Below are 21,965 nucleotides of genomic sequence, written 5' to 3'. Positions count from 1 at the left end.
GGTAAAGCCATGAACTCCATTTTTCTGCGCATCTACGGCGGCATGCTCGGCGTGTTGGTGTTGGTGGCCTTGCTCGGCGTGCTGACGCTGCATCTGGCGAACAAGGTGCGTGGCGAGCAGTACCGCGAGCAACTGGCCCACGGCACATTCACGCTGATGGGCGACAACCTCAAACAAATGGACGCCATCGAACGCACACGGGCCTTGGCGGTGTGGGAGCGCCTGCTGGGGATCCCGCTGGCGCTGGAAACCGCCGAGCAGGCGCATCTCGATGGCGGGGCGCGCAATCGCCTGAGTCGCGGCCAGGTGGTGGTCGAGCAGACCGGGCCCCACGCGGCGCGGGTGTTTCGTCAGGTCGAGCCGGGGACTTCCGACCAACCGGGCGCTGCCTTGTTGCTGACCGGCGAGGTGCAGCAGATCAGCGAACAGTTGGCCCGGGCGACGATCTTCCTGCTGCTTGACGAACTGGTGCGGTTTTCCGTCGACGAGCAGCCAGTCCGCCTGGAGACCCTGCGTCTGAGCAAGGGTTTCGGCTTCGACATGCACCTGATCAAACTGGAGCAGGCCGACGTCGATGACGACCAGCGCCGGCGCATCGATGAAGGCGACACGGTGATGGCGCTGGGCAAGGGCGGTGATTCGATCCGAGTCTTGTCCGGCGTGGGTGAAACGCCGTGGGTGCTGGAGATTGGCCCGCTGTACCAGTTCAATCCCTACCCGCCGGAGCTGTTGGTGTTGATCGCGTTTCTGGGGCTGTGCCTTATCGGCCTGGTGGTCTATCTGCTGGTCCGTCGTCTGGAACATCGCTTGCGCGGGCTGGAAGCCGCGGCCACGCAAATCGCCCAGGGCAGTCTGGAAACCCGCGTGCCAGCCACGGGCGCCGATTCGGTGGGGCGTCTGGCGTCCGCGTTCAATGGCATGGCCGAGCATTTGCAGCGGTCGCTGACGATTCAGCGTGAACTGGTGCGGGCGGTGTCCCACGAGCTGCGCACGCCGGTGGCGCGGCTGCGCTTCGGTCTGGAGATGATTGGCGACGCCAGCACCCCCGAGGCGCGACACAAGTACATGGTCGGCATGGACAACGACATTCAGGACCTCGACAAGCTGGTGGACGAGATGCTGACGTACGCGCGCCTCGAACAGGGCTCGCCGACCTTGAATTTCCAGCGTATCGACCTCGCCGCCCTGATCGATCAGGTCATCGCCGAACTGGCGCCGTTGCGCGCCAGCGTCAAGGTGACCCGCGGGGACTGCATCACCGTGAACGAGAACACTTCGCAAGAGATGACGGCGTGGGTCGAGGCCGAGCCGCGGTATCTGCACCGTGCGTTGCAGAATCTGGTGAGCAATGCGATGCGTCATGCTGAATCCGAGGTGCGTATCGGATTTCAGTTAAGTCAGGACCGCTGCCGTATCGATGTCGAAGACGATGGCCCCGGCGTGCCGGAAAGCGCCTGGGAGCGGATTTTCACGCCTTTCATGCGTCTGGACGACAGCCGCACGCGGGCTTCGGGCGGCCATGGCCTGGGATTGTCGATTGTGCGCCGGATCATTCACTGGCACGCCGGTCGTGCGTTGATCGGGCGCAGCCAGACGCTCGGGGGCGCCTGCTTTAGCCTCGCCTGGCCGCGTCGACAGGGGGAGGCGTGAGTCAGGATTTTTTTGCCGGGGCGCTGGCCGGGTTCGCCAGAACGCTGGTGCTCGATGAGGCCCGGTCGGTGTTTGCGCTGCCTGAGCTGTTGCAGCGCGAAACACTTGATCGGCTGTTGTTGCAGGTCTACGGCCCGGAACTCATGCCCGGGAAACTGCCGGTATTGGTGTCTCAGTGGATGAAGTTTTACGCGATGCAGTTGATTCCGCCGATTGTCGTGGCGAATCTGGTGCATGGCGTGAGTTGGCCGTTACAGCTGGATCGGCTTGGCTTCGCGCTCCACGGGCGAGGATTTCTCGACGGTGTGAAGTTTGACGGTGCGGCGTTTGAGGCGTCCCGGTCCAGCGCCCCGTTCGAGCGTTTCGCGCCGTTGCTGGAGAACCTGGAACAGGTGATCAACCGCTTGAGCGCGTATGGCAACGTGGCGCCGGGCGTGTTGTGGGGCAGTGCCGGGGATTATCTGGAAACCTGTCTGCGTCAATTGGCGGCGGCAAGCGACGTGTCGCTGGAGGTTGGATACGCTCTGTTGCACGAGCGGCGGCGGCCCGATGGCAGGCGCAATCCGCTGTTCAACGCGGTTACTTATATAGAAGGGGATGATGGGCAGTCCGTCAGGCAGCGGCGCAGTTGCTGTTTGAGTTATCGAGTGGAATGGGTGGGGCGGTGTGAGCATTGTCCGTTGCTTAGAGACACTGACCTGTAGGAGCGCGCTTGCCCGCGATGGGGTGTATCTGCGATGCAAAGGGCGTCTGATGCAGCGCAATCGCGGGCAAGCGCGCTCCTAGAAGGGATGTGGGTTCAGGCGGGAACCGCGACCAGACTCAACAACTGCCCATCCCGCACGCTGAACTGCGCGTCCAGCTCTTTGCCGCTGTGCCATTGTTCAGACAGATCGATCTTCAGCCGCAACCGTGCATGGCCGCTGTTCGACCATTCCAGCAGTTCGGCGTCTTCGAAGTAGAAGCGTTTGAGCACGATGGGGTAGAGCGCTTTGAACAGGCTTTCTTTCAGCGAAAAAGTCAGCGTCACCCCTAACGCGACGTGATGCTCTGGCCCTGCGGCCATGCGCTGCAATTCGTCGGCTGTGAGGATTTCGCCAGCCAGTCGTGCGGCGCGTTCGCTGGTCATCACCTGTTCCACGTCCATCCCCAGCCCGCGCCAATGCTGTTTGCTGGCGACGATGGCCGCTGCCCAGCCGGTGCTGTGGGTGATCGAACCGCAGACGTCGGTTGGCCAGACCGGGGCGCGATCCTCGCCGATCATCGGGACATGCTGGCGCCCATCCAGCAGGCGCATGGCTTCCCGAGCACAGAGCCGACCGGCGAGGAACTCGGTCTGACGTTTGGCGACCGAGCGTTGAATACTGGCGGGTGGCTCGATCAGGCAGCGCTGGAAATCGCCATCGACGAGTTTGTGCGGGTCGAACCGAGTGCTGACCAATACTGCGTTCTCCAGCAACTGGGGCAGGGGCCAGTGGGCGGTGAGGGTGGGGCAGCAGTTGGGAAGGGTTTGGGAATGGGTCATGGGCGGCATTTTGCCGTGAAAGCTGGTTGATGTCAGCCTGAGACGCTGCCATGCAAACCTGTAGGAGCGCGCTTGCCCGCGATTGCGGTGTGTCAGACGCAGGCCACGTATCGGACAGATAGCTATCGCGGGCAAGCGCGCTCCTACGGGATGTGAGCCGCTGGTGGAGGATTACATCGTTGAATTCTTCGCGAACTGCTCTTTGAGGAAGGCCTTCATGTCTGCCCATGAGCTCATGTCGGCGGTCTGGTTGTAGCCGATATCAGGCCCGCCGTGGTCGCCGTGGCTGAGTTTGTCGGCGTCCGGGTTGGTGAAACCGTGTTTGGCGCCGTCGATACCCACGAATTTGTAGTCGGCCTTGGCCGCGTCCATTTCCTTCTTGAAGTCTGCAACGTTCTGCGCAGTGACCATGGTGTCGTTGTTGCCGTGCTCGATCAGCATCGGCGTCTTGGTCACGCCCTCCCTGGCTGGGGTCTTGGTGGTCAGTGCGCCGTGGAAACTCACCACGGCGTCCAGTGGTTCGCCGCGTCGTGCGGCATCGAGCACCACACCGCCGCCGAAGCAGTAACCAATGGCCGCGATCTTCTGCGGGTTGGTTTCGGGTTGTTTTTTCAGCTGTTCGATCCCGGCATCAAAGCGTTTGGCGGATGCCGCGCTGTCTGCGCTGGCGGCTTTCATGAAGGCCATGGCGTCTTTCGGGTGCTCGGTGTTCTTGCCTTCGCCGTACATGTCGATGGCCATGGCGCTGTAGCCCAGCACGGCGAGATCCCGGGCGCGTTTTTTGGCGTAGTCGTTCAGGCCCCACCACTCGTGAACCACCACGATGCCGGGGCGCGGACCCTTGATGGCGTCGTCATAGGCGTAATAGCCGACGAGTTTGGTGCCGTCGGCGCTCTGGTAATCGATGGTGCGGGTTTTTACTTCGGCCTGGGCAAGGCTCGCCAGGCACATGAGGGTGAACGCTAGCAGTAACCGCATGGTGTTCTCCTTTCTGTCGTCTGTTCGAAGGCGTGTCTGGCACTGAGCCTAGACGATTCTGCCGTTCAAGTTCCGACCCTGTGCGGTAAGTATATGTTCACAGCAAGTTCAGCTCAGGTTCAGAACGTGTTCAGGAGGGGTTCAGCGCCTGCTGCGTATTCTCGGATCCGTACCCACCAAGGCGCCCGGCGCCGGAGGACCTGCACATGATGGCGTTCAACAAGTTTTTTCTGGCTTTGGCGTTCCTTGGCGGCAGTGCCGCTGTTCAGGCCGCAGACAGCACCGCAGACGCGTCCCGCATCGACCTGGGTCGAACCAGCAAAAAACTCACGGGAATAATGCTGCCGGGCGCAGCTAAACTGTCTGACGCGACCCCCGCGATGAGCGGTGCCTACGCATCAGGGTTGTCGAGCCTGAGCCAGAGTCCGGACAGTTATCTGCCCGCTCATCACCGCTTGTAAGCCGTCGGCGTCCAGAGATCACCAATCGAGAGGTATGTTCGTGCCTGGGAGAGCTTCATGAAATTGCTGGTTGTCGAGGATGAGGCCCTGTTGCGCCATCACTTGCAGACACGCCTGACCGAAAGCGGTCATGTGGTGGAGGCCGTGGGCAATGCCGAGGAGGCGCTGTATCAGGCCGGTCAGTTCAATCACGATCTGGCGGTCATCGATCTGGGGCTGCCGGGGATCGGTGGCCTGGACCTGATACGTCAGTTGCGCGCTCAGAACAAAGCGTTTCCGATCCTGATCCTCACCGCGCGCGGCAACTGGCAGGACAAGGTCGAAGGCCTTGCGGCGGGCGCCGACGATTACGTGGTCAAGCCGTTTCAGTTCGAAGAGCTCGAGGCGCGCATGAACGCCTTGCTGCGTCGTTCCAGCGGTTTTACCCAGTCGACGATCATCGCCGGGCCACTGTTGCTGGACCTCAACCGCAAGCAGGCGTCGCTGGACGAACAGCCTCTGGCACTGACGGCCTATGAGTACCGGATTCTGGAATACCTCATGCGTCACCATCAGCAGGTGGTCCCCAAGGAGCGCCTGATGGAGCAGTTGTATCCGGATGACGACGAGCGCGATCCGAACGTGATCGAGGTGCTGGTCGGCCGTTTGCGGCGCAAGCTGGAAGGTCCGGCCGGCTTCAAGCCGATCGATACGGTGCGCGGGCTGGGTTACCTGTTCACTGAGCGCTGTCGATGATTCGTTCGCTGCGCGTTCGATTGATGCTGGCCGCCGCGACCCTGGCGGTCATTTTCATGCTGTTGATGTTGCCCGCACTGCAAAGCGCCTTCAGCCTGGCGCTGGAAAGCTCCATCGAAAAACGTCTGGCCTCTGACGTCACCACGCTGATCTCCGCCGCACGGGTCGAAGACGACCGCCTGCTGATGCCGAGCCTGCTGCCCGGTGAGCAATTCAGCCTGCCCGACAGCCGCTTGCTCGGCTACATCTATAACCGCGCCGGCAAGTTGGTGTGGCGTTCTCGGGCCACCGAAGACCAGGCCATCGATTACCAGCCGCGCTACGACGGGCGCGGCAGTGAGTTCGCCAAGATCCGTCAGCCCAATGGTGAGGAGTTCTTCGTCTATGACGTGGAAATCAAGCTGTTGGGCGGGCGCAATGCGGCGTTCAGCATCGTGGCCTTGCAGCCGGTGCGTGAGTATCAGGAAACCATTTCAGGCCTGCGCGAGAAGCTTTATCTGGGCTTTGGCGGCGCCTTGCTGGTGTTGCTGATTCTGCTGTGGGTCGGTCTGACCTGGGGCCTGCGCGCGTTGCGCGGCATGAGCCATGAACTGGACCAGGTCGAGGCGGGGTCGCGGGAAAGTCTGAGTGAAGAACACCCCAGCGAGCTGTTGCGCCTGACCGATTCCCTCAACCGCCTGTTGCGCAGCGAACGTGAGCAGCGCATTCGTTATCGTGACTCGCTGGGCGATCTGGCCCATAGCTTGAAAACCCCGCTGGCGGTGCTTCAAGGTGTCAGCGAGAACATCGCCAAACGCCCCGAAGACCTTGAGCAGGCGCGCATTCTGCAATCGCAGATCGAGCGCATGAGCCAGCAGATCGGCTATCAGTTGCAACGGGCGAGCCTGCGCAAGAGCGGTCTGGTGCGCCATCACGTCGCATTGAAGCCGGTGGTCGAGAGCCTGTGCAATACGCTGGAAAAGGTCTATCGCGACAAGCGGGTGAAGGTGGAGCTGGATCTGCCGGACGATTGTCAGGTGCAGATGGAGGAGGGCGCGCTGCTGGAAATGCTCGGCAACTTGCTGGAAAACGCGTATCGCCTGTGTCTGGACGAGGTGCGGGTGAGTTGGCAGCCGTCGATCATGGGCGATGAGTTGTGCATCGAAGACGACGGCCCTGGCGTGCCACACAGCCAGCGTGCGCGGATTCTGGAGCGGGGCGAGCGTCTGGACGAGAAGAACCCGGGGCAGGGGATCGGTCTGGCGGTGGTCAAGGACATCATCGAAAGCTATGGCGCGCAGCTGACCCTTGGAGACTCGGTGCTGGGAGGCGCGGCGTTCAGGATTCAGTTCGCAATTTAGTGTGGTTTCAGCCAGCCTAAATCTCCTGCGCCCGATACGCCCCCGGCGTGAGTCCGGTCCACTTCTTGAACGCCCGATGAAACGCCGACGGCTCGGAAAACCCCAGTTGCTCGGCAATCTCCTGCAGCGAAAGATCAGCCTGGCCCAGGTGATAAATCGCCATGTCCCGCCGCAATTCATCTTTCAGCCCCTGAAAACTCGTGCCCTCGTCCCGTAGATGTCGGCGCAGGGTCTGGGGGCTGATGTGCAGGTGATCGGCGACGGCTTCCAGGTCCGGCCATTGGTTGCAGTCGCGACTGAGCAGGCGCCGCAGCTGACTGCTGAGGCTGTCGCCGTCGTCCGGGCGGGCCAGAAGATCGGCAGGGGAGCGTTCAAGGAAACGCTTGAGGGTGCGCTCATCCTGCAACAGCGGCAGGTCCAGATAACGCGAATGAAAGGTCAGCGCCGTCTGCTCGGTCTCAAACTGGATCGGGCAGTAGAACAGCAGGTCGTACTCGGCGCTGTGGGCCGGCTTTGCGTAGGCGAAGGTCGCGTTGTCCAGCCGGATACGCTGACCGATCAGCCAACTGGCCAGACGATGCCAGATCACCAGCAGCGATTCGCTCAGAAAATGTTCGGGATCGCGCAGGCTCGAATCGTCCAGACACAGTCGCACCCATTCGCCGTCACGCTCCAGGCTCAGGCGCGGCGAGTCGGGAAACAGCCCATAAAACATGAAGCCCCGCTGCAAGGCCTTGTCCAGCGTGCGGCAGTGAATCAGCGCGTGGCACATCATGGCGAACGTGCCGCGTTTGCTCGGCGCCAGCCCGAAACCCAGGTATTCGTCGTCCAGCGCCCGCCACACCAGTTGGATCAGATGGGCGAACTGCTCCGGGGCAATGCGCGCCCGCGGCTCGTTCAGCAATTCCGGCCGAATGCCGACCTGTTCCAGTATCGGCTGGCAATCGAGTTCATAGCGACGCGCGCCATGCAGGACGGCGCGGGCAAAATGGCTGGCGATGGTTCGATGGCGCATGGCGGGCTCTTGTTGTCGTTCGCAGCGATGGGCCGCTCGAGGCTCGGGCATGGGCTGATGGTAGGCGGCGACGGGAACGCCCGACAAGGCGGATACCCGCCAATGAGAGGGCTGATTTGCCGTTAATGGGCGGAAATCCGCCATCGCGCCCGGACATTCTTGTCGACCGTTAACCAGGCAGTCCATGCCGCACGGGACTTTCAGCGATTTTGTCGAGAGTGGCACGGGGCTTGCGATAGAGGCCGTAGAGGTCTGCCGCGCGCAGCTCGACAAAAACAAATCCCTCCGAGCAGGAGGGTTCGCACTTTAGGCGTCGTGGTATCAGGAATGATGCAAAGCGATGCTCTTGAGGAAACTGCAATGACGACTCGTCAGCCAATCTACAAATCCCTGTATGCCCAGGTGATCGTTGCAATCATCATCGGTATCGCGCTCGGTCACTGGTACCCCGAAACAGCCGTTACGCTCAAGCCCTTGGGTGACGGGTTCATCAAACTGATCAAAATGGTCATCGCCCCCATCATCTTCTGCACCGTGGTCAGCGGCATCGCTGGCATGCAGAGCATGAAATCGGTGGGCAAGACCGGTGGCTACGCGCTGCTCTACTTCGAAATCGTCTCCACCATCTCGCTGATCATCGGCCTGATCGTGGTCAACGTGGTTCAGCCGGGCGCCGGCATGAACATCGACGTTTCGACCCTCGACGCCTCCAAGGTCGCTGCCTACGTCACCGCAGGTAAAGACCAGAGCATCGTCGGCTTCATCCTGAACGTGATCCCGAACACCATCGTCGGCGCCTTCGCCAACGGCGACATCCTGCAAGTGCTGATGTTCTCGGTGATCTTCGGTTTCGCCCTGCATCGCCTGGGCTCCTACGGCAAGCCGATCCTGGACTTCATTGATCGCTTCGCCCACGTCATGTTCAACATCATCAACATGATCATGAAGCTGGCGCCACTGGGTGCGCTGGGCGCGATGGCCTTCACCATCGGCGCTTACGGCGTGAGCTCGCTGGTGCAACTGGGTCAGCTGATGTTGTGCTTCTACATCACCTGCCTGCTGTTCGTGCTGGTGGTGCTGGGCGGTATCGCTCGTGCTCACGGTTTCAGCATCCTGAAGCTGATCAAGTACATCCGCGAAGAACTGCTGATCGTGCTGGGTACTTCCTCGTCTGAATCGGCACTGCCACGCATGCTGATCAAGATGGAGCGCCTGGGCGCGAAAAAATCCGTCGTGGGTCTGGTGATCCCGACCGGTTACTCGTTCAACCTGGACGGCACCTCGATCTACCTGACCATGGCCGCTGTGTTCATCGCTCAGGCGACCAACACCCACATGGACATCACCCACCAGATCACCCTGCTGCTGGTGTTGCTGCTGTCCTCCAAAGGCGCTGCGGGCGTGACCGGTTCGGGCTTCATCGTACTGGCGGCCACGCTGTCGGCCGTAGGTCACCTGCCAGTGGCCGGTCTGGCGCTGATTCTGGGTATCGACCGCTTCATGTCCGAAGCCCGCGCATTGACCAACCTGGTCGGTAACGCTGTCGCCACTCTGGTCGTTGCCAAGTGGGTCAAAGAGCTGGACGAGCCGCAACTGCAGGCCGAGCTGGCATCCGGTGGCCGTGCCATCGAAGAGACCCGTCCGGAAGACGATCTGGGCGTGGCCGAAGGCCCTGCTTCGGTGGGTCGTTCCTGATCTGTTAACTTCACGTTGAATTGAAAAGCCCGCCCATGGGAAACCTGGGCGGGCTTTTTGTTGGGCTGGCGGCACGCCGGAGTCTGCGTCTGCCCGGAGGGCGTGGGAGCCTGGCTTGCCAGTGATCTGCTGCGCAGCGGCAGTAAAACACGATGACCTGGCTCTGGCTGATACACCGTATATACAGAATTTACTGCCGGTGTCCGGCAGATCGTCGGCAAGCCGGCCTCCCACGCCCTCCGGGCAGAATCGAAGCGGAGTCCAGGCGGATGGCGCTTTGTGTCATTGCCGCACACGTCACCGCTGCCTACTCTGATCCCATTCGCCGTTCATCAGGGAGGTTTCACATGCAAGGTCCGCTGTCCTCACTCAAAGTCCTCGATTTCTCGACGCTGTTGCCTGGGCCGTTCGCTTCGTTGCTGTTGGCGGACATGGGCGCTGCGGTGTTGCGCATCGAGTCGCCCACCCGGCTGGACCTGCTGCGCGTGCTCCCGCCCCATGATCAGGGCGTTTCAGCCAGCCACGCTTATCTCAATCGCAACAAACGCAGCTTGGTGCTGGACCTCAAGCAGCCACAGGCGATCGATGTGGTCAAACGCCTGGTCGCCGAATACGACATCGTCCTGGAGCAGTTTCGTCCCGGCGTGATGGATCGACTGGGCATCGGCTATGAGGCGCTCAAGGCCATCAACCCGCGACTGATCTACGTGGCGATCACAGGCTACGGCCAGACTGGCCCTTATCGCGAGCGCGCCGGGCATGACATCAACTACCTGGCGCTGGCCGGTGTCGCCAGCCATACCGGGCGCAAGGAGAGTGGGCCGCTGCCGCTGGGCGTGCAGGTGGCGGATGTCGCCGGAGGTTCGCTGCATGGGGTGATCGGGCTTCTGGCCGCTGTCGTCGCCCGCCATCAGACAGGGCAGGGTCAGTACGTCGACATCAGCATGACCGATTGCGCGTTCAGCCTGAATGCCCTGGCGGGGGCGGGGTATCTGGCCGCCGGCGTCGAGCCGCAGCCGGAGGGGCAGATGCTCAATGGCGGCAGTTTCTATGACTATTACCGCAGTCGCGACGGACGCTGGTTCTCGGTGGGCAGCCTTGAACCTGTGTTCATGGGCGCGTTGTGCGAAGCGCTGGGGCGGCCCGAGCTGGCCAGGCGCGGCTTGTCCCCGGCGCAGGTCGATCAGATGGCGCTCAAGCAGGAGCTCGAGATCGAATTCGAACGCCGCAGCTTTGAGGAGCTCGAAGCGCTGTTCGCGGGGATCGACGCCTGTGTCGAACCGGTGTTGAGTTTTGCCGAAGCCGTTGACCACCCGCAACTCCGGGCCCGGCACATGGTGACGCAGGTGCCGAGAGAGGACGGGAGCCTGCAGCCGCAGATGGCCTGCCCGGTGAAGTTCTCAGCGGGATTGCCGCCGCCCCGGCACATTGGCGTGGCGGCGGGGTTACACAGTGATCAGGTATTGCGCGAGACGGGATTCAGCGATCAGGACATCGCGGCCCTGCGTCAGGCCGGCGCACTGGGGCCATGATCATTCGACGCGGGTTTCGCCGCTGAATACCAGGATTTCGCGGCAACTTCGGCACAAATACCGACGTCCTTTGCGCACCAGCTTGTGCCGTTGCACGGAGAACGGAAAATCGCTTTCCGGGCACGGGCAGCGGTAGATATACCGCGTGACGCTGCGGCGCTGGATTTCGTAGGTGTGGCAGCGGTTGGGCGGCAGTTCGTACACGCCGCGCATGATCAGCTGCCATTCCTCACCGTGCGGTTGGATGGTGTCGCCGAACAGTTGATGGGCGACCAGATGCGCCACCTCATGAGCCACGGTCTGGCGCAGGAAATCTTCGCTGTTTTCGCGGTACAGCTGCGGATTGAAGCGCAGGAGGTTTTCATGCAGGTGCGCGACACCGGCCTTCTGGCCCCGCAATTTGAGGATGACGACTGGGCGTTTGAATGGGCGTTTGAAGAAATCTTCGGCTTGTTGGTAACAGGATTCGACGCGGGTATTGAGTTGCTCGAGCATGCTTCATCGGTCTCCAGAGGATGCAAGTATGCCGCAAAGCGTGTGCTTGCCGAAAACTCAAGCTGCCGAATGGTCGTGAATCAACCGCCGAGCCGTGTAGGAGCGCGCTTGTCCGCGATTGCGTTCTGTCAGAAAACCTTTGTGTCTGGCACACCGCAATCGCGAGCAAGCTCACTCCTACAGGTTTTGCGTACGGTCGGTGGATCGATGACCGACAGGCCTCAATTCGTATACTCGGGCCCCACCCCGATGCCCCACAGCACCACGGTGAACGCCATGATCGCCACCAGCACCACCAGACCCACCGCCAGCACCGAGCTGGAAAACATGAAGCCTTCATCCGGATGGATGTTCATGAACACCGGCAGGCCCACATACAGCAGGTAAACCGTGTAGCAGACCGCCGCCAGACCGACCATCATCCCCAGCCACATGTGCGGGTACAGCGCCGCCAGCCCTCCAAGGAACAAGGGCGTCGCGGTGTAGGTGGCAAACGCCACGCAGCGCGCCAGGCTCGGGCTGGCGTCGTAGGTGCGGGCCATCCAGTGAATGAAACCGCCCATGACGCCGACGCCGGCGAGCATGGCGATGTAGGACATGATGGTCATCCAGACCGCGCTTTCACTGGTCAGCATGACCGGCGCGCGGTTGCCGATGACCCAGCCGACCTGAGTAGTGCCGATGTAGGCGGAAATCGCCGGGATCGCTGCCAGGACGAGTGTGTGGGTGAGGTACATGTGGCTGATGCTTTCTTCTTTTTCGCCACGTATCTGTTGCCATTCTTGATCGGGGTGCGTGAACAGCCCCAAAACGTGATGGATCATGCCCTTTACTCCTGATGATGTCCGTCGCACCTGACCGGCCACATGCCGCCAGGGCAAGGCCACAATCTCAACGCGGGAATGGCTGCGACCTCATTGCCAGTATAGAAAGCTGGAGGCCGCTAAAATCGGGGGCTTTAGAGTAATTGGGACTATCCCGGGGCTGTTAATAGCCTATGGTGATCAGCAGCTGGATATGGGCAGATGAACGGCAGGGCAGAAGGATTTGCGCCGAATGCGAGAAAGGTATCACTTGCCCCGTCCGTAGCAGTCCGGCTTGCCGACGGTCGCGATTTTACCGGTGCCACCGCCGGCAAGTCGGACTGCTGCAGGGCTGCATATTCGCGACAGCGAGGCATTACCAGCCTCAACGTTTATGCGTAAAATGCCGACCTTTTCCAGAGTCACAGCGAGCGGATATCAGCGCCATGGGCACCCTTTCAGTCAATCAGAACAAACTGCAAAAGCGTCTGCGTCGGCTTGCGGGCGAAGCAGTGGCCGATTTCAACATGATTGAAGAGGGCGACAAGGTCATGGTCTGCCTGTCCGGCGGCAAGGACAGCTACACAATGCTCGACGTGCTGATCCACCTGCAGAAGGTCGCGCCGATCAAATTCGAGATCGTTGCGGTGAACATGGATCAGAAGCAACCGGGTTTCCCCGAGCACGTGTTGCCGGCGTATCTGAAAGAGCTGGGCGTCGAATATCACATCGTCGAGAAGGACACCTACTCGGTGGTCAAGGAGTTGATCCCGGAAGGCAAGACCACCTGCTCGCTGTGTTCACGCCTGCGTCGCGGCACGCTGTACACCTTCGCCGACGAGATCGGCGCAACCAAGATGGCCCTCGGTCACCACCGGGACGACATCGTCGAAACCTTTTTCCTGAACATGTTCTTCAACGGCACCATCAAGGCCATGCCGCCCAAGCTGCGTGCCGACGATGGTCGCAACGTGGTGATTCGCCCGCTGGCGTACTGCGCCGAGAAGGACATTCAGGCCTATTCGGACATGAAGCAATTCCCGATCATTCCGTGCAACCTGTGCGGCTCGCAGGAAAACCTGCAGCGTCAGGTGGTCAAGGACATGCTCCAGGAGTGGGATCGCAAGACGCCCGGCCGCTCCGAGATGATTTTCCGCAGCCTGCAGAATGTCGTGCCGTCGCAACTGGCGGACCGCAACCTGTTCGATTTCACCAGCCTGAAAATCGACGAAACCGCGGCGTCGCGGTTCGTGAATGTGGTGAATATTTAAGCCCTGCACGGATTCTGTAGGAGCGCGCTTGCCCGCGATTGCATGCTTGCAGACACACATGCAGGCACTGACACAACGCTATCGCGGGCAAGCGCGCTCCTACAAAGGAACCACTCGGTTCGTTAAAGCCCCACATCCGGCAACACCGGCTTGTTCGCCAGCGCCGTCTTCATCAGCCCCTCGACATATTCCCGGTCACTGTCCGGCAGCGCCAGACGCGGTGGGCGGGTCAGGGCGCTGCCGCGTTCCATGATCGCTTCGCACAGCTTGATGCACTGCACCAGATCCGGACGCGCATCCAGGTGCAGCAGCGGCATGAACCACTCATAAAGCGCCATCGCTTCCGCGAAACGTCCGGCCTTGGCCAGGCGGAACAGGGTTTCGCCCTCTTTCGGGAAAGCGTTGGACATCCCCGACACCCAGCCCACCGCGCCCACGGCCACGCTTTCCACCAACACGTCATCGAGTCCTGCGAACAACACGAAACGGTCGCCCACTTCGTTGCGCACGTCGATGAAGCGGTTGGTGTTCCCCGAGGAGTCCTTGAAGCAGACGATGTTGTCGCAATCCGCCAGGGAAATCAGGATGTCCGGGGTCACGTCGTTCTTGTAGATAGGGGGGTTGTTGTAAACCATCATCGGCAGATCGGTGGCGGCAGCGACCGTGCGAAAGTGCGCGGCGGTCTCGAAGGGTTTGGACGAGTAAACCAGCGCGGGCATCAGCATGATCCCGTCAGCGCCGGCCTTTTGCACGTCCTTTGCCACCGCGCTGGCGTTGGCGCTGGTGAATTCGGCAATCCCTGAAATGACAGGGACGCGCCCGGCCGAGGCGTCCTTGGCAACTTCCACCAGACTGATTTTCTCGGCCACGCTCAGCGACGTGTTTTCACCTACAGTGCCGCAGATCACCAGACCGGATACGCCATCGCGCACCAGATTGGAAATGACCTTATGGGTAGCCTCAAGGTTGAGAGAGAAATCTTCGTTGAATTGCGTGGTAACGGCAGGGAAAACACCGCTCCAGGATACGGACTGGCTCATGAGTGACTCCTTATGTATGGAAGGTATTTCGTATACGTTCTGTTTTGGACGTAAAACGCCCGGTAAATCAATAATGCAGTCGGGCGAATCGAGCGTTAAAGCTTCAACCCAATCGGCCAGGTATCCGTCAACTTGTAGCCTTCCGGCCACGGGTCGCTGGGGTCGAGCATGTGCTGGTGTGTCCCGGTGATCCACGCCCGCCCGGAGAGGCTCGGCACGATGGCAGGCCGACCGGCCACTTCGGTTTCGCTCTGGATCTTGCAGTGAAACTCCGAGCCAATGATCGAGCGTCCGATGAACCGCTCGCCCACCTTCAACTGACCTTTTGCATGCAGTACCGCCAGGCGCGCCGAGCAACCGGTGCCGCACGGCGAGCGGTCGATCTTGCCGGGGCGGATGACCACCGCGTTGGCTGCATTCGCCACGCCGCCGTCGTAATTGACGGGGGCTGCGATCTGGCAAAACGAAATGTGGTTCCAGTCTTTGTTCAACGGGTGGGTAAAACCCAGTTGTTCGTTGGCGGCCTGGGTGATCTTCAGGCCGGTTTCCACCAGGTCCTTGGCCTCGTCGGCGGTGAGCGAGAAACCCAGTTTCACTGAGTCGACCATGGCAAAACTGTCGCCACCGTACGCGGTGTCCACCTGAATCGAACCCAGCCCCGGCACTTCGATCCACACGTCCAGTTGATCGGCGAAGGAGGGGTGGTTGTGCACCTCGACGCTCTGCACCTTGCCGTCGCGGCATTGCGCGATGGCTTCGATCAGGCCGCCCGGCGCTTCGAGCACCAGTCGGGTTTGCGGCTCGGTCATCGGCAGGATTCCGCTGTCCAGCAAGACGGTCGCCACGCACAGCGAGTTGGAGCCGGACATCGGCGGCACGTCCGCCGGTTCCATGATGATCCAGCCCATCTGCGCTTTCGGGTTCTTCGGCGGCACCAGCAGATTGACGTGGCGGAACACCCCGCCGCGCGGCTCGTTGAGCATGAAGTTACGCAGCACGTTGTCCTTCTCGATCCAGCGCGACTGCTCCCAGATCGTGTCGCCCGGTGGCGGCGCGACGCCGCCGACGATCACATCGCCGACTTCACCCTCGGCGTGGCAACTGACTACATGAATCACTTTCGATGAGCGCATGACGCAAGGCCCTCCTGTTAAGTGTGGAACTGAACCTGTAGCAGTCCGGCTTGCCGGCGGTAGCGATCTTGCGGACGTCACCGCCGGCAAGCCGTGCTGCTACAGAGGCGTTGAACCGATTCCCTGTAGCGATCTTCTGGGCGCTGCCGCCGGCAAGCCGTGCTGCTACAGGGACTTAATTAATCGAGCGCAAAAAGTCCGCGGTCTCGGGTCGCTGCGGGTTGCCGATGACCTGGTCCGGCGTGCCGATCTCATGCACCAGGCCGTTACGAAAGAACGCCACGCGGTCCGACACATCNGTCTTCGGCAAGCATGCGCATGGTGTCCAGCACCTCGCCCACCAGTTGCGGGTCCAAGGCCGAAGTCGCTTCGTCGAACAGCATGTAATCCGGGGACATCGCCAGCGCCCGGGCAATCGCCATGCGCTGTTGCTGGCCGCCCGAAAGCTTGCCGGGGAACACCTTGAGCTTGTCGCCCAGGCCCACATGGGTCAGTTGCTTGACCGCCAGCGCTTCGGCTTCAGCCTTGCTTTTTCCCAGCACGGTACGCGGGGCGAGCATCACGTTTTCCAGTACGGTCAGGTGCGGGAAGGCATTCCATTGCTGAAAGACGATGCCGATCTTCCGCCGCAGTTTGTTGATGTCGGTGCTTCTGGCGTGAACCTCGGTGCCGTCCACGCGAATGCTGCCGCTCTTGATCGATTCCAGGCCGTTGATGCACATCAGCAGCGTCGATTTGCCCGACCCCGAGCCGCCGATGATCGACACCACTTCGCCTTTCTGCACTTGCAGGCTCACGCCCTTGATCACCTCAAGCTCGCCGAATGATTTGTGTACGTTGTCGATCTCAATCATTTTCCTGCCACCTCGTTTCCAGGCGCGCACCCAGGCGGGCGATCACCAGACTCATGACGTAGTAAATGAGGCCTGCGATGCACAGCACCAGCAGCGGTTCCTGAATGCGCGTGACGATGGTCTGCGAAGCGCGCAGCAGTTCGACGATGCCGATCCACATCACCAGCGCAGTGTCTTTCATCACCGACAGCAACAGGTTGACCCAGCCGGGGAAGGCCACGCGGGTCGCCATCGGCATGACGATCTGGCGCAGGTCCTGCCAATACGTCAGCCCAAGTGAGCGGCTGGCGCGGCGCAGGGTGAGCGGCACCGACAGCACGCCGCTGCGAACGATCTCGGTGCAATACGCGGTGACGTACAAGCCGAGTACCACGCAGGCCACGGCGAAGGCGCTCCAGTTCAGCCCGGCGATGCTTTTCAACGCGTTGAACAACACGAACTGGATCAGCAACGGCACACTGCGGAACACATCCAGCAGCCACGCCAGCGGAATGGTGCTGCGCGGCAACAGGGCGCGTGCCATGCCGCACACCACCCCGGCCAGCGTACCGATGAGCATCGAAATGATCGTCAGCAGAATGGTTACCCATGCGCCTTCGAGCATGAATTGCAGGTCGTTCCAGCTGAAACTGCTATTGAACATCGTCAATTCCCTCAATACCGGAACAGGCGCCACGACAGCAGCCGTGCCACGGCCACGATCAGTTTGGCGATCAGGTAATAAAGCACCGCCGCGATGGCGAAGAACTCGAAGGTGCGGAACGTCTTGACGTTGTAATCCTGGGTCACGCCGGTCAGGTCGTTGTTGAGGCCGACGATCACGCCCATCGACGTCATCAGCACGGCCCAGACCATTTGATTGGTCAGCGGATAGAACACGATACGCAACAGCTGCGGGATGACGATCAGCCGATAGGCCTGCGGCGCGCTCATGCCTAGCGAGCGGGCGGCGCGCAGTTGGGTGTCGGGCACGGCCTTGAGACCGCCGCGAAAGTTCTCGGCCAGATAACCGGCGTTGTTGATGGTGATGCCCGCCAGCAGCGCGGCCCACGAACTGATGTGCAAGCCAAACGAGCCCAGGCCGAAATACAGGATGTAGACCTGAAACAGCGACGGCGTGTTGCGGGCAATGGAGATCCAGGTGGCGGCAAAGCCACGAAACAGCCGGTTCTTGCCCTGACGCATGAACACCAGAAACAGCGCGATGATGACCCCGAGGATCATCGAGAGGGCTGCGGTTTCGAAGGTGACGATGGCGCCGTTGAGCATGTCCGGCAGCGCCTTGAACGCGGCGCGCCAGTGGAAGTTGTAATCAAACATGCGAGACCGCCTCCGCTTGGTCGGCCGCTTGCAGCCAGACCGGCAGACGCCCGCTGGCGTGGCCGGTGCAGGCGCTTTCGACGCACTCGGCCAGGCTTGCGAAATGCACGCGACGGCCCACCAGCCCCGGCGCGTAATGCGCGTATTTGCCGGAGTTGGTCATCAGGTTGCGCGCAGTCGGCGGGATCACAGGCTCGCCGAGCATGCACCAGCAGGTGTCGGTGACGAACTGCACGCCGAAGGTTTCCAGCGTCGCGACGTAACCGGATTGTTGAGCGCGTTCAAGGGTGGCGCGGCCGCAGGTGACGACGATGGCTACGCTATCGAGCTTGCGCAGGCCGTGACAGAGGCGGGCGAGGGTGGCGCATTCGCTGTACGAGAAATGCGGATTGCCCAGCGTCACGGCATCGACGTCGGAACTCTGAGCGCTGTTCAGTTCGCGCCAGCTGTGCAGCAGGTCGAGGGCGCTGACAGTCAGATGTTTCGCTGGCGGATGTCCGCCCATGGCCAGTTCTGCGGTGGTGGCTTCAGGCGTCACGCCGGCGATATGAAACATCGGCGCGGCAGAGGTGGTGGCGAATGCCGCGCCGAAGGCTTTCAAGTCATCCAGTGTCGGCGCCTTGTGCTCCAGTCCGCAGATCACCGGGATATCGGCGCCGCACAGCAGGCCGACGTGATAACCCAGCAGGGGGTAGAAGCTGTCGTCCGGAGCGTGCAGCTCAGGAATGTCGATGCGCAGTGTTGCCAGGCGTTGTTGCGTCAGGTGACAGCCGATCTTCGGCGCGCGGCCGGTGAGGGCGATGCAGATATCGAGGTAATCGGGGTATTTCAAGGTGCGAGCGCCGATCACGCTGTTGGCGTAGACCACCGCGTTGGATTCGGCCCAGACGATCTGCTCGCCCAGCTCTGGCGCACTGTCGAGCAAGTACGGCGCGCAGGTGAAACTGACCCGCGCACCCATGTCCAGATAGGCATCGCCGAGATTGCTGGCGGGTTCGCCGAGCGCCGGGTCTATCCCCAGTTCGCGCCAGCGGCGTTTGTCCACGGAAATAGAGTTGAGCGTGGTGGGCACGCGAACCTTGGCGTTCCAGTCCACCAGCTGCCGGGCGAAGCGAAGGCTCGCGGGACCCGTGTAGATGCAGCCGTCGATGTGCGCCTGAGTGATGTCCAGCAGCTCGGTTGCGCCTTGCAGTTCGGCCATGCGCAGAATGATGCCCATCGCCACTTGTGCGGCCTTGCCGTAGGCGCCGTCAAGAAAGCCTTGGTCCATTTCGGTGAGGGTGATTTTGCTGTGCAGGTGACTGGCAATGTGTTTCGACGGCGCAGCAAGGGCAGGTGGCATCTGCTCGAAACAGCTGACGCGGGCGTCTTCGACTCTGACGAATTTCACCTCGCGCAAGGCAGCGAAACCCGCTTCGCCGAGGCTGATCACCGGGATGGAGTGGCCGAACATCTGCTCGGCCACCAGCACGCCGAGGGTCAGAATGTCTTCGACCCGTTCGAACACCAGCGCGGCGGGCGCATGACCGTTGAGGATCAGCTCCAGCAACACGCTGCTGCCGGTACACGAGCCACGTCCGCTGGGAATCGCCAGCACTCGCCCCGTGATGATCTGGCCGCTGAGTGGATGATGGCGGTCGATGACCTCACCGGTGAACGGCTCGACCCCACCCCAGAAACTCAGGCCGACATCGGCATACAGCAACTCACCCTGAGCGCTGCCTGCGACCAGACACCGCCCGTTCAACGAAACTTCAGACATCGGGGGCTCCTTGATTGAGGGCCTCGGTACTTCGGCGTTCACCATTCTTCCTGATCGTCCCCACATTCCGCGTCGATCCTTTCTGACGCGGAGCGTCAGGCGCTCCATTCCCACGCAGAGCGTGGGAACGATCAGCATCTTGCACGCCACTCTGTAGCAGTCCGGCTTGCCGGCGGTGACATTCGCAATCGCGCTGCCGCCGGAACGGAACGCCGCCCGGCCTTACTGCTACAACGAACAGCCTGTGTCAGTAATAAACGCCCGGCACGGTCAGGTTCGCTGGCTTGATCTCGTCGCCGACCCACTTCTTCCACAGTTCGTCGTAGCGACCAGTACGCACCTGTTGGTTGACGAACAGGTTCAGGTAGTGAATCAGGCCGTATTCATTGCGCTTGGCGGCCAGCGACACGTAATCGATGACATACGGCGCGTTGCCCGCGACTTTCAGGCCTTTGTATTTGCCGGACTTGAGCGTCGCGGCGGCCACGGTGTTGGTGACGACGGTCGCATCGATATGGCCCTGGGCGACGGCAAGGATGGTGTCGTTCTGGGTCTGGTAGGCGCGGAAACTGCCGCTGCCCCAGGCCTTCTGGTCTTTTTCCAGGGCGATGGCTTCATAGGTCCCACTGGTGTTGCCGACGTTCTTGCCCTTGAGGTCGTCGTATTTGCTGATGCCAGTGTTGTCGCGGGTCAGTACCACCATCTGGAAGGCGAAGTAGGGGATGGTCATCGCGACGGTTTTTGCGCGTTCGAGGGTGTCGGAGGTGGACGCAACGATCACGTCGGCACGTCCCGAAACCAGCGCGGGGATACGATCCGGGAATGGCGTCTCGACCACTTCGGCGGTGACGCCCAGCACCTTCGCCAGATCGTTGCAATAATCGACGTCGAATCCGACCGGGTTGTTCTTGTCATCGCGCGATCCCATGGGCGGGAAGTCCAGGGTCACGGCACAACGCAGTTTGCCGGAGTCGATGATGTCATCGAGCTTGTCGGCTAAAGCCACATTGATAAACGAGGAGCTCATTACAGCGAGGAGGGCTACGGCAACAGCATGCTTTTTCATGGAAGCCTCGAAGGATGCAAGTAATGGAACAGTCGGATAAGTAATTTCGTATACGATATTTTATATGCATGGGCCGTGCCCGTTTTGCCACTATGGGCTGCAGCGCCTTGGATCGGCGGCCTGTGGGTTTCGTACGTGTTTGCGGGACGGCGGCGGTGTTACATAAAGGAGCAAAAACCAGGGTGGTGCTTCATACATGCACGTTCACTCATGCAATCTCCCCCTGTAGAAGCGCGCTTGTCCGCGATGGCGTTGGGCCTGTGACAACTGCTTCGGCTGACGGACCGCCATCGCGGGCAAGCGCGCTCCTACAGCGGCCAGGGTCAAGCCTCTAGTTCTGCGATTCCCGGTACTCGCTCGGCGACACCCCGGTCAGTGCCTTGAACTGCCGACTGAACGCGCTGTGATCCGTGTAACCGCAACGCAGCGCAACCTCAGTGATCGACACGTCTTCACGCAGCAGCCTTGACGCCTCGCCCAATCGCGCCTTGTGAATCATCTGTCGCGGCGTGAGCTGGAAGATACGTTTGCAGTGGCGTTCGAGCTGGGCAATCGACAGCCCGGCAATGGCGGTCAGTTCTTCCAGGGTGATGGGGCGGGCGAAGTGTTGGCGGATGTAGGCGTCGACTTCTGCAAGTTTTTGATAGGCGGGGTGCGATTGCAGGATTTGCAGGTCCCGCGAGATGCCTGCCAGGCCGATGATCGCGCCGTGGCAATCACGCAGCGCAATCTTGTGGGTCAGGCACCAGATCGGCTGATTGCCGTAATAAAGATGCAGCTCCAGTTGGTCGCTCAGTTGCCTGCCATCGGCCAGCACCCGCCGATCCTGCGCGGTGTACAGCGGCCCGAAGCGTGCCGGGAAGACATCCTCTGCCGTGCGCCCGACGATCTGGCTTTTCTCCTTGAAGCCGCAACGCTGGACCAGCGTCTGATTGACCAGCGCATACCGCGCCTGAGCGTCCTTGACGAAAAACACCACGCCGGGAATCGCGTCGAACAGCGGCGCCACCGTCTCAAGGCTGGTAAGCAGTTGATCCAGATCGCGCAGAGGCGAGGCGGGGAGCAGGTCGATCATGTTCACGGGCGAGGCGACCACATGGGAGGACGAGATGGATGATGATGCATCCTCGCTTCAACGCCTAGCCGCGATCAGCTTCTGCCCGGAGGGCGTGGGAGTCCAACTTGCTGACGATCTGCCGGGAACCGGCAGCAAAACCTTTAGATGAGTCAGGTCTGGCTCAGCCCAAGGCGTCTGGTTTTGTGAGCGCTGCGCACTCAATCGTCAGCAAG

General features: G+C 61.3%; 21 protein-coding genes and 1 pseudogene. 8 read left to right on the top strand and 14 right to left on the bottom strand.

From position 1 onward, the window contains the following. Positions 1 to 9: 9 nt before the first annotated feature. Complete coding sequence (locus D3M70_RS19635) at positions 10 to 1,650, top strand: ATP-binding protein (RefSeq protein WP_120127336.1); 1,641 nt, start codon at positions 10 to 12, stop codon at positions 1,648 to 1,650. Then, positions 1,647 to 2,354, top strand: a complete 708-nt coding sequence (fhuF, locus tag D3M70_RS19630) for a siderophore-iron reductase FhuF (protein ID WP_256659924.1) — start codon at positions 1,647 to 1,649, stop codon at positions 2,352 to 2,354. Before D3M70_RS19635 ends, fhuF begins: the two co-directional genes overlap by 4 nt. Before the next feature lie 95 nt (positions 2,355 to 2,449). On the opposite strand, the gene D3M70_RS19625 is transcribed toward fhuF, so the two are convergent. Together D3M70_RS19625 and D3M70_RS19620 are read right to left on the bottom strand one after the other, a co-directional pair. Next, positions 2,450 to 3,175, bottom strand: coding sequence for a 4'-phosphopantetheinyl transferase (locus D3M70_RS19625; protein WP_218568438.1), 726 nt, complete (start codon positions 3,173 to 3,175; stop codon positions 2,450 to 2,452). Positions 3,176 to 3,346: 171 nt separating this feature from the next. Further along, complete coding sequence (locus D3M70_RS19620; RefSeq protein ID WP_120127333.1) at positions 3,347 to 4,153, bottom strand: dienelactone hydrolase family protein; 807 nt, start codon at positions 4,151 to 4,153, stop codon at positions 3,347 to 3,349. A 206-nt stretch (positions 4,154 to 4,359) separates the two neighbouring features. On the opposite strand from D3M70_RS19620, the gene D3M70_RS19615 reads away from it, so the two are divergent. The 3 genes from D3M70_RS19615 to D3M70_RS19605 are packed head-to-tail and all read left to right on the top strand — an operon-like array spanning position 4,360 to position 6,689. Then, on the top strand, positions 4,360 to 4,614 hold the full coding sequence (locus D3M70_RS19615; RefSeq protein ID WP_120127332.1) for a hypothetical protein: 255 nt from the start codon (positions 4,360 to 4,362) through the stop codon (positions 4,612 to 4,614). Between the two features lie 57 nt (positions 4,615 to 4,671). Then, positions 4,672 to 5,349 carry a response regulator gene (locus D3M70_RS19610; RefSeq protein ID WP_120127331.1) on the top strand — a complete coding sequence of 226 codons (678 nt, stop codon included), beginning with the start codon at positions 4,672 to 4,674 and terminating at the stop codon, positions 5,347 to 5,349. After that, positions 5,346 to 6,689 (top strand): ATP-binding protein, encoded by a 1,344-nt coding sequence (locus D3M70_RS19605; RefSeq protein ID WP_120127330.1) that lies wholly within the window; start codon positions 5,346 to 5,348, stop codon positions 6,687 to 6,689. Before D3M70_RS19610 ends, D3M70_RS19605 begins: the two co-directional genes overlap by 4 nt. A gap of 16 nt (positions 6,690 to 6,705) precedes the next feature. Here the strand turns inward: D3M70_RS19605 and D3M70_RS19600 are convergent, their stop codons facing one another. Beyond that, positions 6,706 to 7,704, bottom strand: coding sequence for an AraC family transcriptional regulator (locus tag D3M70_RS19600; protein ID WP_120127329.1), 999 nt, complete (start codon positions 7,702 to 7,704; stop codon positions 6,706 to 6,708). Between the two features lie 360 nt (positions 7,705 to 8,064). On the opposite strand from D3M70_RS19600, the gene D3M70_RS19595 reads away from it, so the two are divergent. Together D3M70_RS19595 and D3M70_RS19590 are read left to right on the top strand one after the other, a co-directional pair. Beyond that, entirely contained in the window at positions 8,065 to 9,399 is a 1,335-nt protein-coding gene (locus D3M70_RS19595) for a dicarboxylate/amino acid:cation symporter (RefSeq protein WP_120127395.1), read from the top strand. A gap of 347 nt (positions 9,400 to 9,746) precedes the next feature. Then, positions 9,747 to 10,931 (top strand): CaiB/BaiF CoA-transferase family protein, encoded by a 1,185-nt coding sequence (locus D3M70_RS19590; RefSeq protein WP_120127328.1) that lies wholly within the window; start codon positions 9,747 to 9,749, stop codon positions 10,929 to 10,931. Here D3M70_RS19590 and D3M70_RS19585 read toward each other — a convergent pair whose 3' ends face one another. After that, positions 10,932 to 11,426, bottom strand: a complete 495-nt coding sequence (locus D3M70_RS19585) for a SprT family zinc-dependent metalloprotease (protein WP_120127327.1) — start codon at positions 11,424 to 11,426, stop codon at positions 10,932 to 10,934. A 221-nt stretch (positions 11,427 to 11,647) separates the two neighbouring features. Beyond that, positions 11,648 to 12,250 (bottom strand): Yip1 family protein, encoded by a 603-nt coding sequence (locus D3M70_RS19580; protein WP_120127326.1) that lies wholly within the window; start codon positions 12,248 to 12,250, stop codon positions 11,648 to 11,650. Positions 12,251 to 12,675: 425 nt separating this feature from the next. Between D3M70_RS19580 and ttcA the strand changes: the two genes are divergently transcribed. Continuing rightward, positions 12,676 to 13,500, top strand: coding sequence for a tRNA 2-thiocytidine(32) synthetase TtcA (gene ttcA / locus D3M70_RS19575; RefSeq protein WP_120127325.1), 825 nt, complete (start codon positions 12,676 to 12,678; stop codon positions 13,498 to 13,500). A 122-nt stretch (positions 13,501 to 13,622) separates the two neighbouring features. Here ttcA and D3M70_RS19570 read toward each other — a convergent pair whose 3' ends face one another. The 9 genes and pseudogenes from D3M70_RS19570 to D3M70_RS19535 all read right to left on the bottom strand — a co-directional run bounded on the left by D3M70_RS19570 (position 13,623) and on the right by D3M70_RS19535 (position 21,750). Further along, complete coding sequence (locus tag D3M70_RS19570; protein WP_120127324.1) at positions 13,623 to 14,540, bottom strand: dihydrodipicolinate synthase family protein; 918 nt, start codon at positions 14,538 to 14,540, stop codon at positions 13,623 to 13,625. Between the two features lie 95 nt (positions 14,541 to 14,635). Further along, positions 14,636 to 15,673 carry a proline racemase family protein gene (locus tag D3M70_RS19565; protein WP_120127323.1) on the bottom strand — a complete coding sequence of 346 codons (1,038 nt, stop codon included), beginning with the start codon at positions 15,671 to 15,673 and terminating at the stop codon, positions 14,636 to 14,638. 175 nt (positions 15,674 to 15,848) lie between these two features. Next, positions 15,849 to 15,971: pseudogene (glnQ, locus tag D3M70_RS33410) on the bottom strand (glutamine ABC transporter ATP-binding protein GlnQ); the annotation flags it as partial. A 1-nt stretch (position 15,972) separates the two neighbouring features. Beyond that, positions 15,973 to 16,527 (bottom strand): amino acid ABC transporter ATP-binding protein (locus tag D3M70_RS19560; protein WP_256659923.1); only part of this gene is annotated, 555 nt, incomplete at its 3' end. Next, complete coding sequence (locus tag D3M70_RS19555) at positions 16,520 to 17,170, bottom strand: amino acid ABC transporter permease (protein WP_120127322.1); 651 nt, start codon at positions 17,168 to 17,170, stop codon at positions 16,520 to 16,522. The genes D3M70_RS19555 and D3M70_RS19560, both read right to left, overlap by 8 nt. An 11-nt stretch (positions 17,171 to 17,181) precedes the next feature. Next, on the bottom strand, positions 17,182 to 17,847 hold the full coding sequence (locus D3M70_RS19550) for an amino acid ABC transporter permease (protein WP_120127321.1): 666 nt from the start codon (positions 17,845 to 17,847) through the stop codon (positions 17,182 to 17,184). After that, positions 17,840 to 19,609 (bottom strand): aconitase X, encoded by a 1,770-nt coding sequence (locus tag D3M70_RS19545; protein WP_120127320.1) that lies wholly within the window; start codon positions 19,607 to 19,609, stop codon positions 17,840 to 17,842. Before D3M70_RS19545 ends, D3M70_RS19550 begins: the two co-directional genes overlap by 8 nt. A 247-nt stretch (positions 19,610 to 19,856) precedes the next feature. Next, a complete protein-coding gene (locus D3M70_RS19540; protein ID WP_120127319.1) occupies positions 19,857 to 20,675 on the bottom strand; it encodes a transporter substrate-binding domain-containing protein in 819 nt (272 codons plus the stop codon). Positions 20,676 to 21,006: 331 nt separating this feature from the next. After that, the gene (locus D3M70_RS19535; RefSeq protein WP_120127318.1) at positions 21,007 to 21,750 is read right to left on the bottom strand and encodes an AraC family transcriptional regulator; all 744 of its coding nucleotides are present in this window, start codon (positions 21,748 to 21,750) and stop codon (positions 21,007 to 21,009) included. Between the last annotated feature and the right edge of the window lie 215 nt (positions 21,751 to 21,965).

The sequence above is a fragment of the Pseudomonas sp. LS-2 genome (assembly GCF_003605735.1).
Classification (GTDB): domain Bacteria; phylum Pseudomonadota; class Gammaproteobacteria; order Pseudomonadales; family Pseudomonadaceae; genus Aquipseudomonas.
This window is presented reverse-complemented; position numbering and strand designations above follow the sequence as displayed.

What these genes read in the sequence shown, in the direction of transcription:
- ttcA (WP_120127325.1), top strand. Translation starts at nt 12,676, where the DNA reads ATGGGCACCCTTTCAGTCAATCAGAACAAACTGCAAAAGCGTCTGCGT.
- D3M70_RS19590 (WP_120127328.1), top strand. Translation starts at nt 9,747, where the DNA reads ATGCAAGGTCCGCTGTCCTCACTCAAAGTCCTCGATTTCTCGACGCTG.
- D3M70_RS19605 (WP_120127330.1), top strand. Translation starts at nt 5,346, where the DNA reads ATGATTCGTTCGCTGCGCGTTCGATTGATGCTGGCCGCCGCGACCCTG.
- D3M70_RS19615 (WP_120127332.1), top strand. Translation starts at nt 4,360, where the DNA reads ATGATGGCGTTCAACAAGTTTTTTCTGGCTTTGGCGTTCCTTGGCGGC.
- D3M70_RS19585 (WP_120127327.1), bottom strand. Translation starts at nt 11,426, where the DNA reads ATGCTCGAGCAACTCAATACCCGCGTCGAATCCTGTTACCAACAAGCC.
- D3M70_RS19545 (WP_120127320.1), bottom strand. Translation starts at nt 19,609, where the DNA reads ATGTCTGAAGTTTCGTTGAACGGGCGGTGTCTGGTCGCAGGCAGCGCT.
- D3M70_RS19555 (WP_120127322.1), bottom strand. Translation starts at nt 17,170, where the DNA reads ATGTTCAATAGCAGTTTCAGCTGGAACGACCTGCAATTCATGCTCGAA.
- D3M70_RS19565 (WP_120127323.1), bottom strand. Translation starts at nt 15,673, where the DNA reads ATGCGCTCATCGAAAGTGATTCATGTAGTCAGTTGCCACGCCGAGGGT.
- D3M70_RS19580 (WP_120127326.1), bottom strand. Translation starts at nt 12,250, where the DNA reads ATGATCCATCACGTTTTGGGGCTGTTCACGCACCCCGATCAAGAATGG.
- D3M70_RS19600 (WP_120127329.1), bottom strand. Translation starts at nt 7,704, where the DNA reads ATGCGCCATCGAACCATCGCCAGCCATTTTGCCCGCGCCGTCCTGCAT.
- D3M70_RS19625 (WP_218568438.1), bottom strand. Translation starts at nt 3,175, where the DNA reads ATGACCCATTCCCAAACCCTTCCCAACTGCTGCCCCACCCTCACCGCC.
- D3M70_RS19610 (WP_120127331.1), top strand. Translation starts at nt 4,672, where the DNA reads ATGAAATTGCTGGTTGTCGAGGATGAGGCCCTGTTGCGCCATCACTTG.
- D3M70_RS19550 (WP_120127321.1), bottom strand. Translation starts at nt 17,847, where the DNA reads ATGTTTGATTACAACTTCCACTGGCGCGCCGCGTTCAAGGCGCTGCCG.
- D3M70_RS19540 (WP_120127319.1), bottom strand. Translation starts at nt 20,675, where the DNA reads ATGAAAAAGCATGCTGTTGCCGTAGCCCTCCTCGCTGTAATGAGCTCC.
- D3M70_RS19620 (WP_120127333.1), bottom strand. Translation starts at nt 4,153, where the DNA reads ATGCGGTTACTGCTAGCGTTCACCCTCATGTGCCTGGCGAGCCTTGCC.
- D3M70_RS19535 (WP_120127318.1), bottom strand. Translation starts at nt 21,750, where the DNA reads ATGATCGACCTGCTCCCCGCCTCGCCTCTGCGCGATCTGGATCAACTG.
- D3M70_RS19570 (WP_120127324.1), bottom strand. Translation starts at nt 14,540, where the DNA reads ATGAGCCAGTCCGTATCCTGGAGCGGTGTTTTCCCTGCCGTTACCACG.
- D3M70_RS19595 (WP_120127395.1), top strand. Translation starts at nt 8,065, where the DNA reads ATGACGACTCGTCAGCCAATCTACAAATCCCTGTATGCCCAGGTGATC.
- D3M70_RS19635 (WP_120127336.1), top strand. Translation starts at nt 10, where the DNA reads ATGAACTCCATTTTTCTGCGCATCTACGGCGGCATGCTCGGCGTGTTG.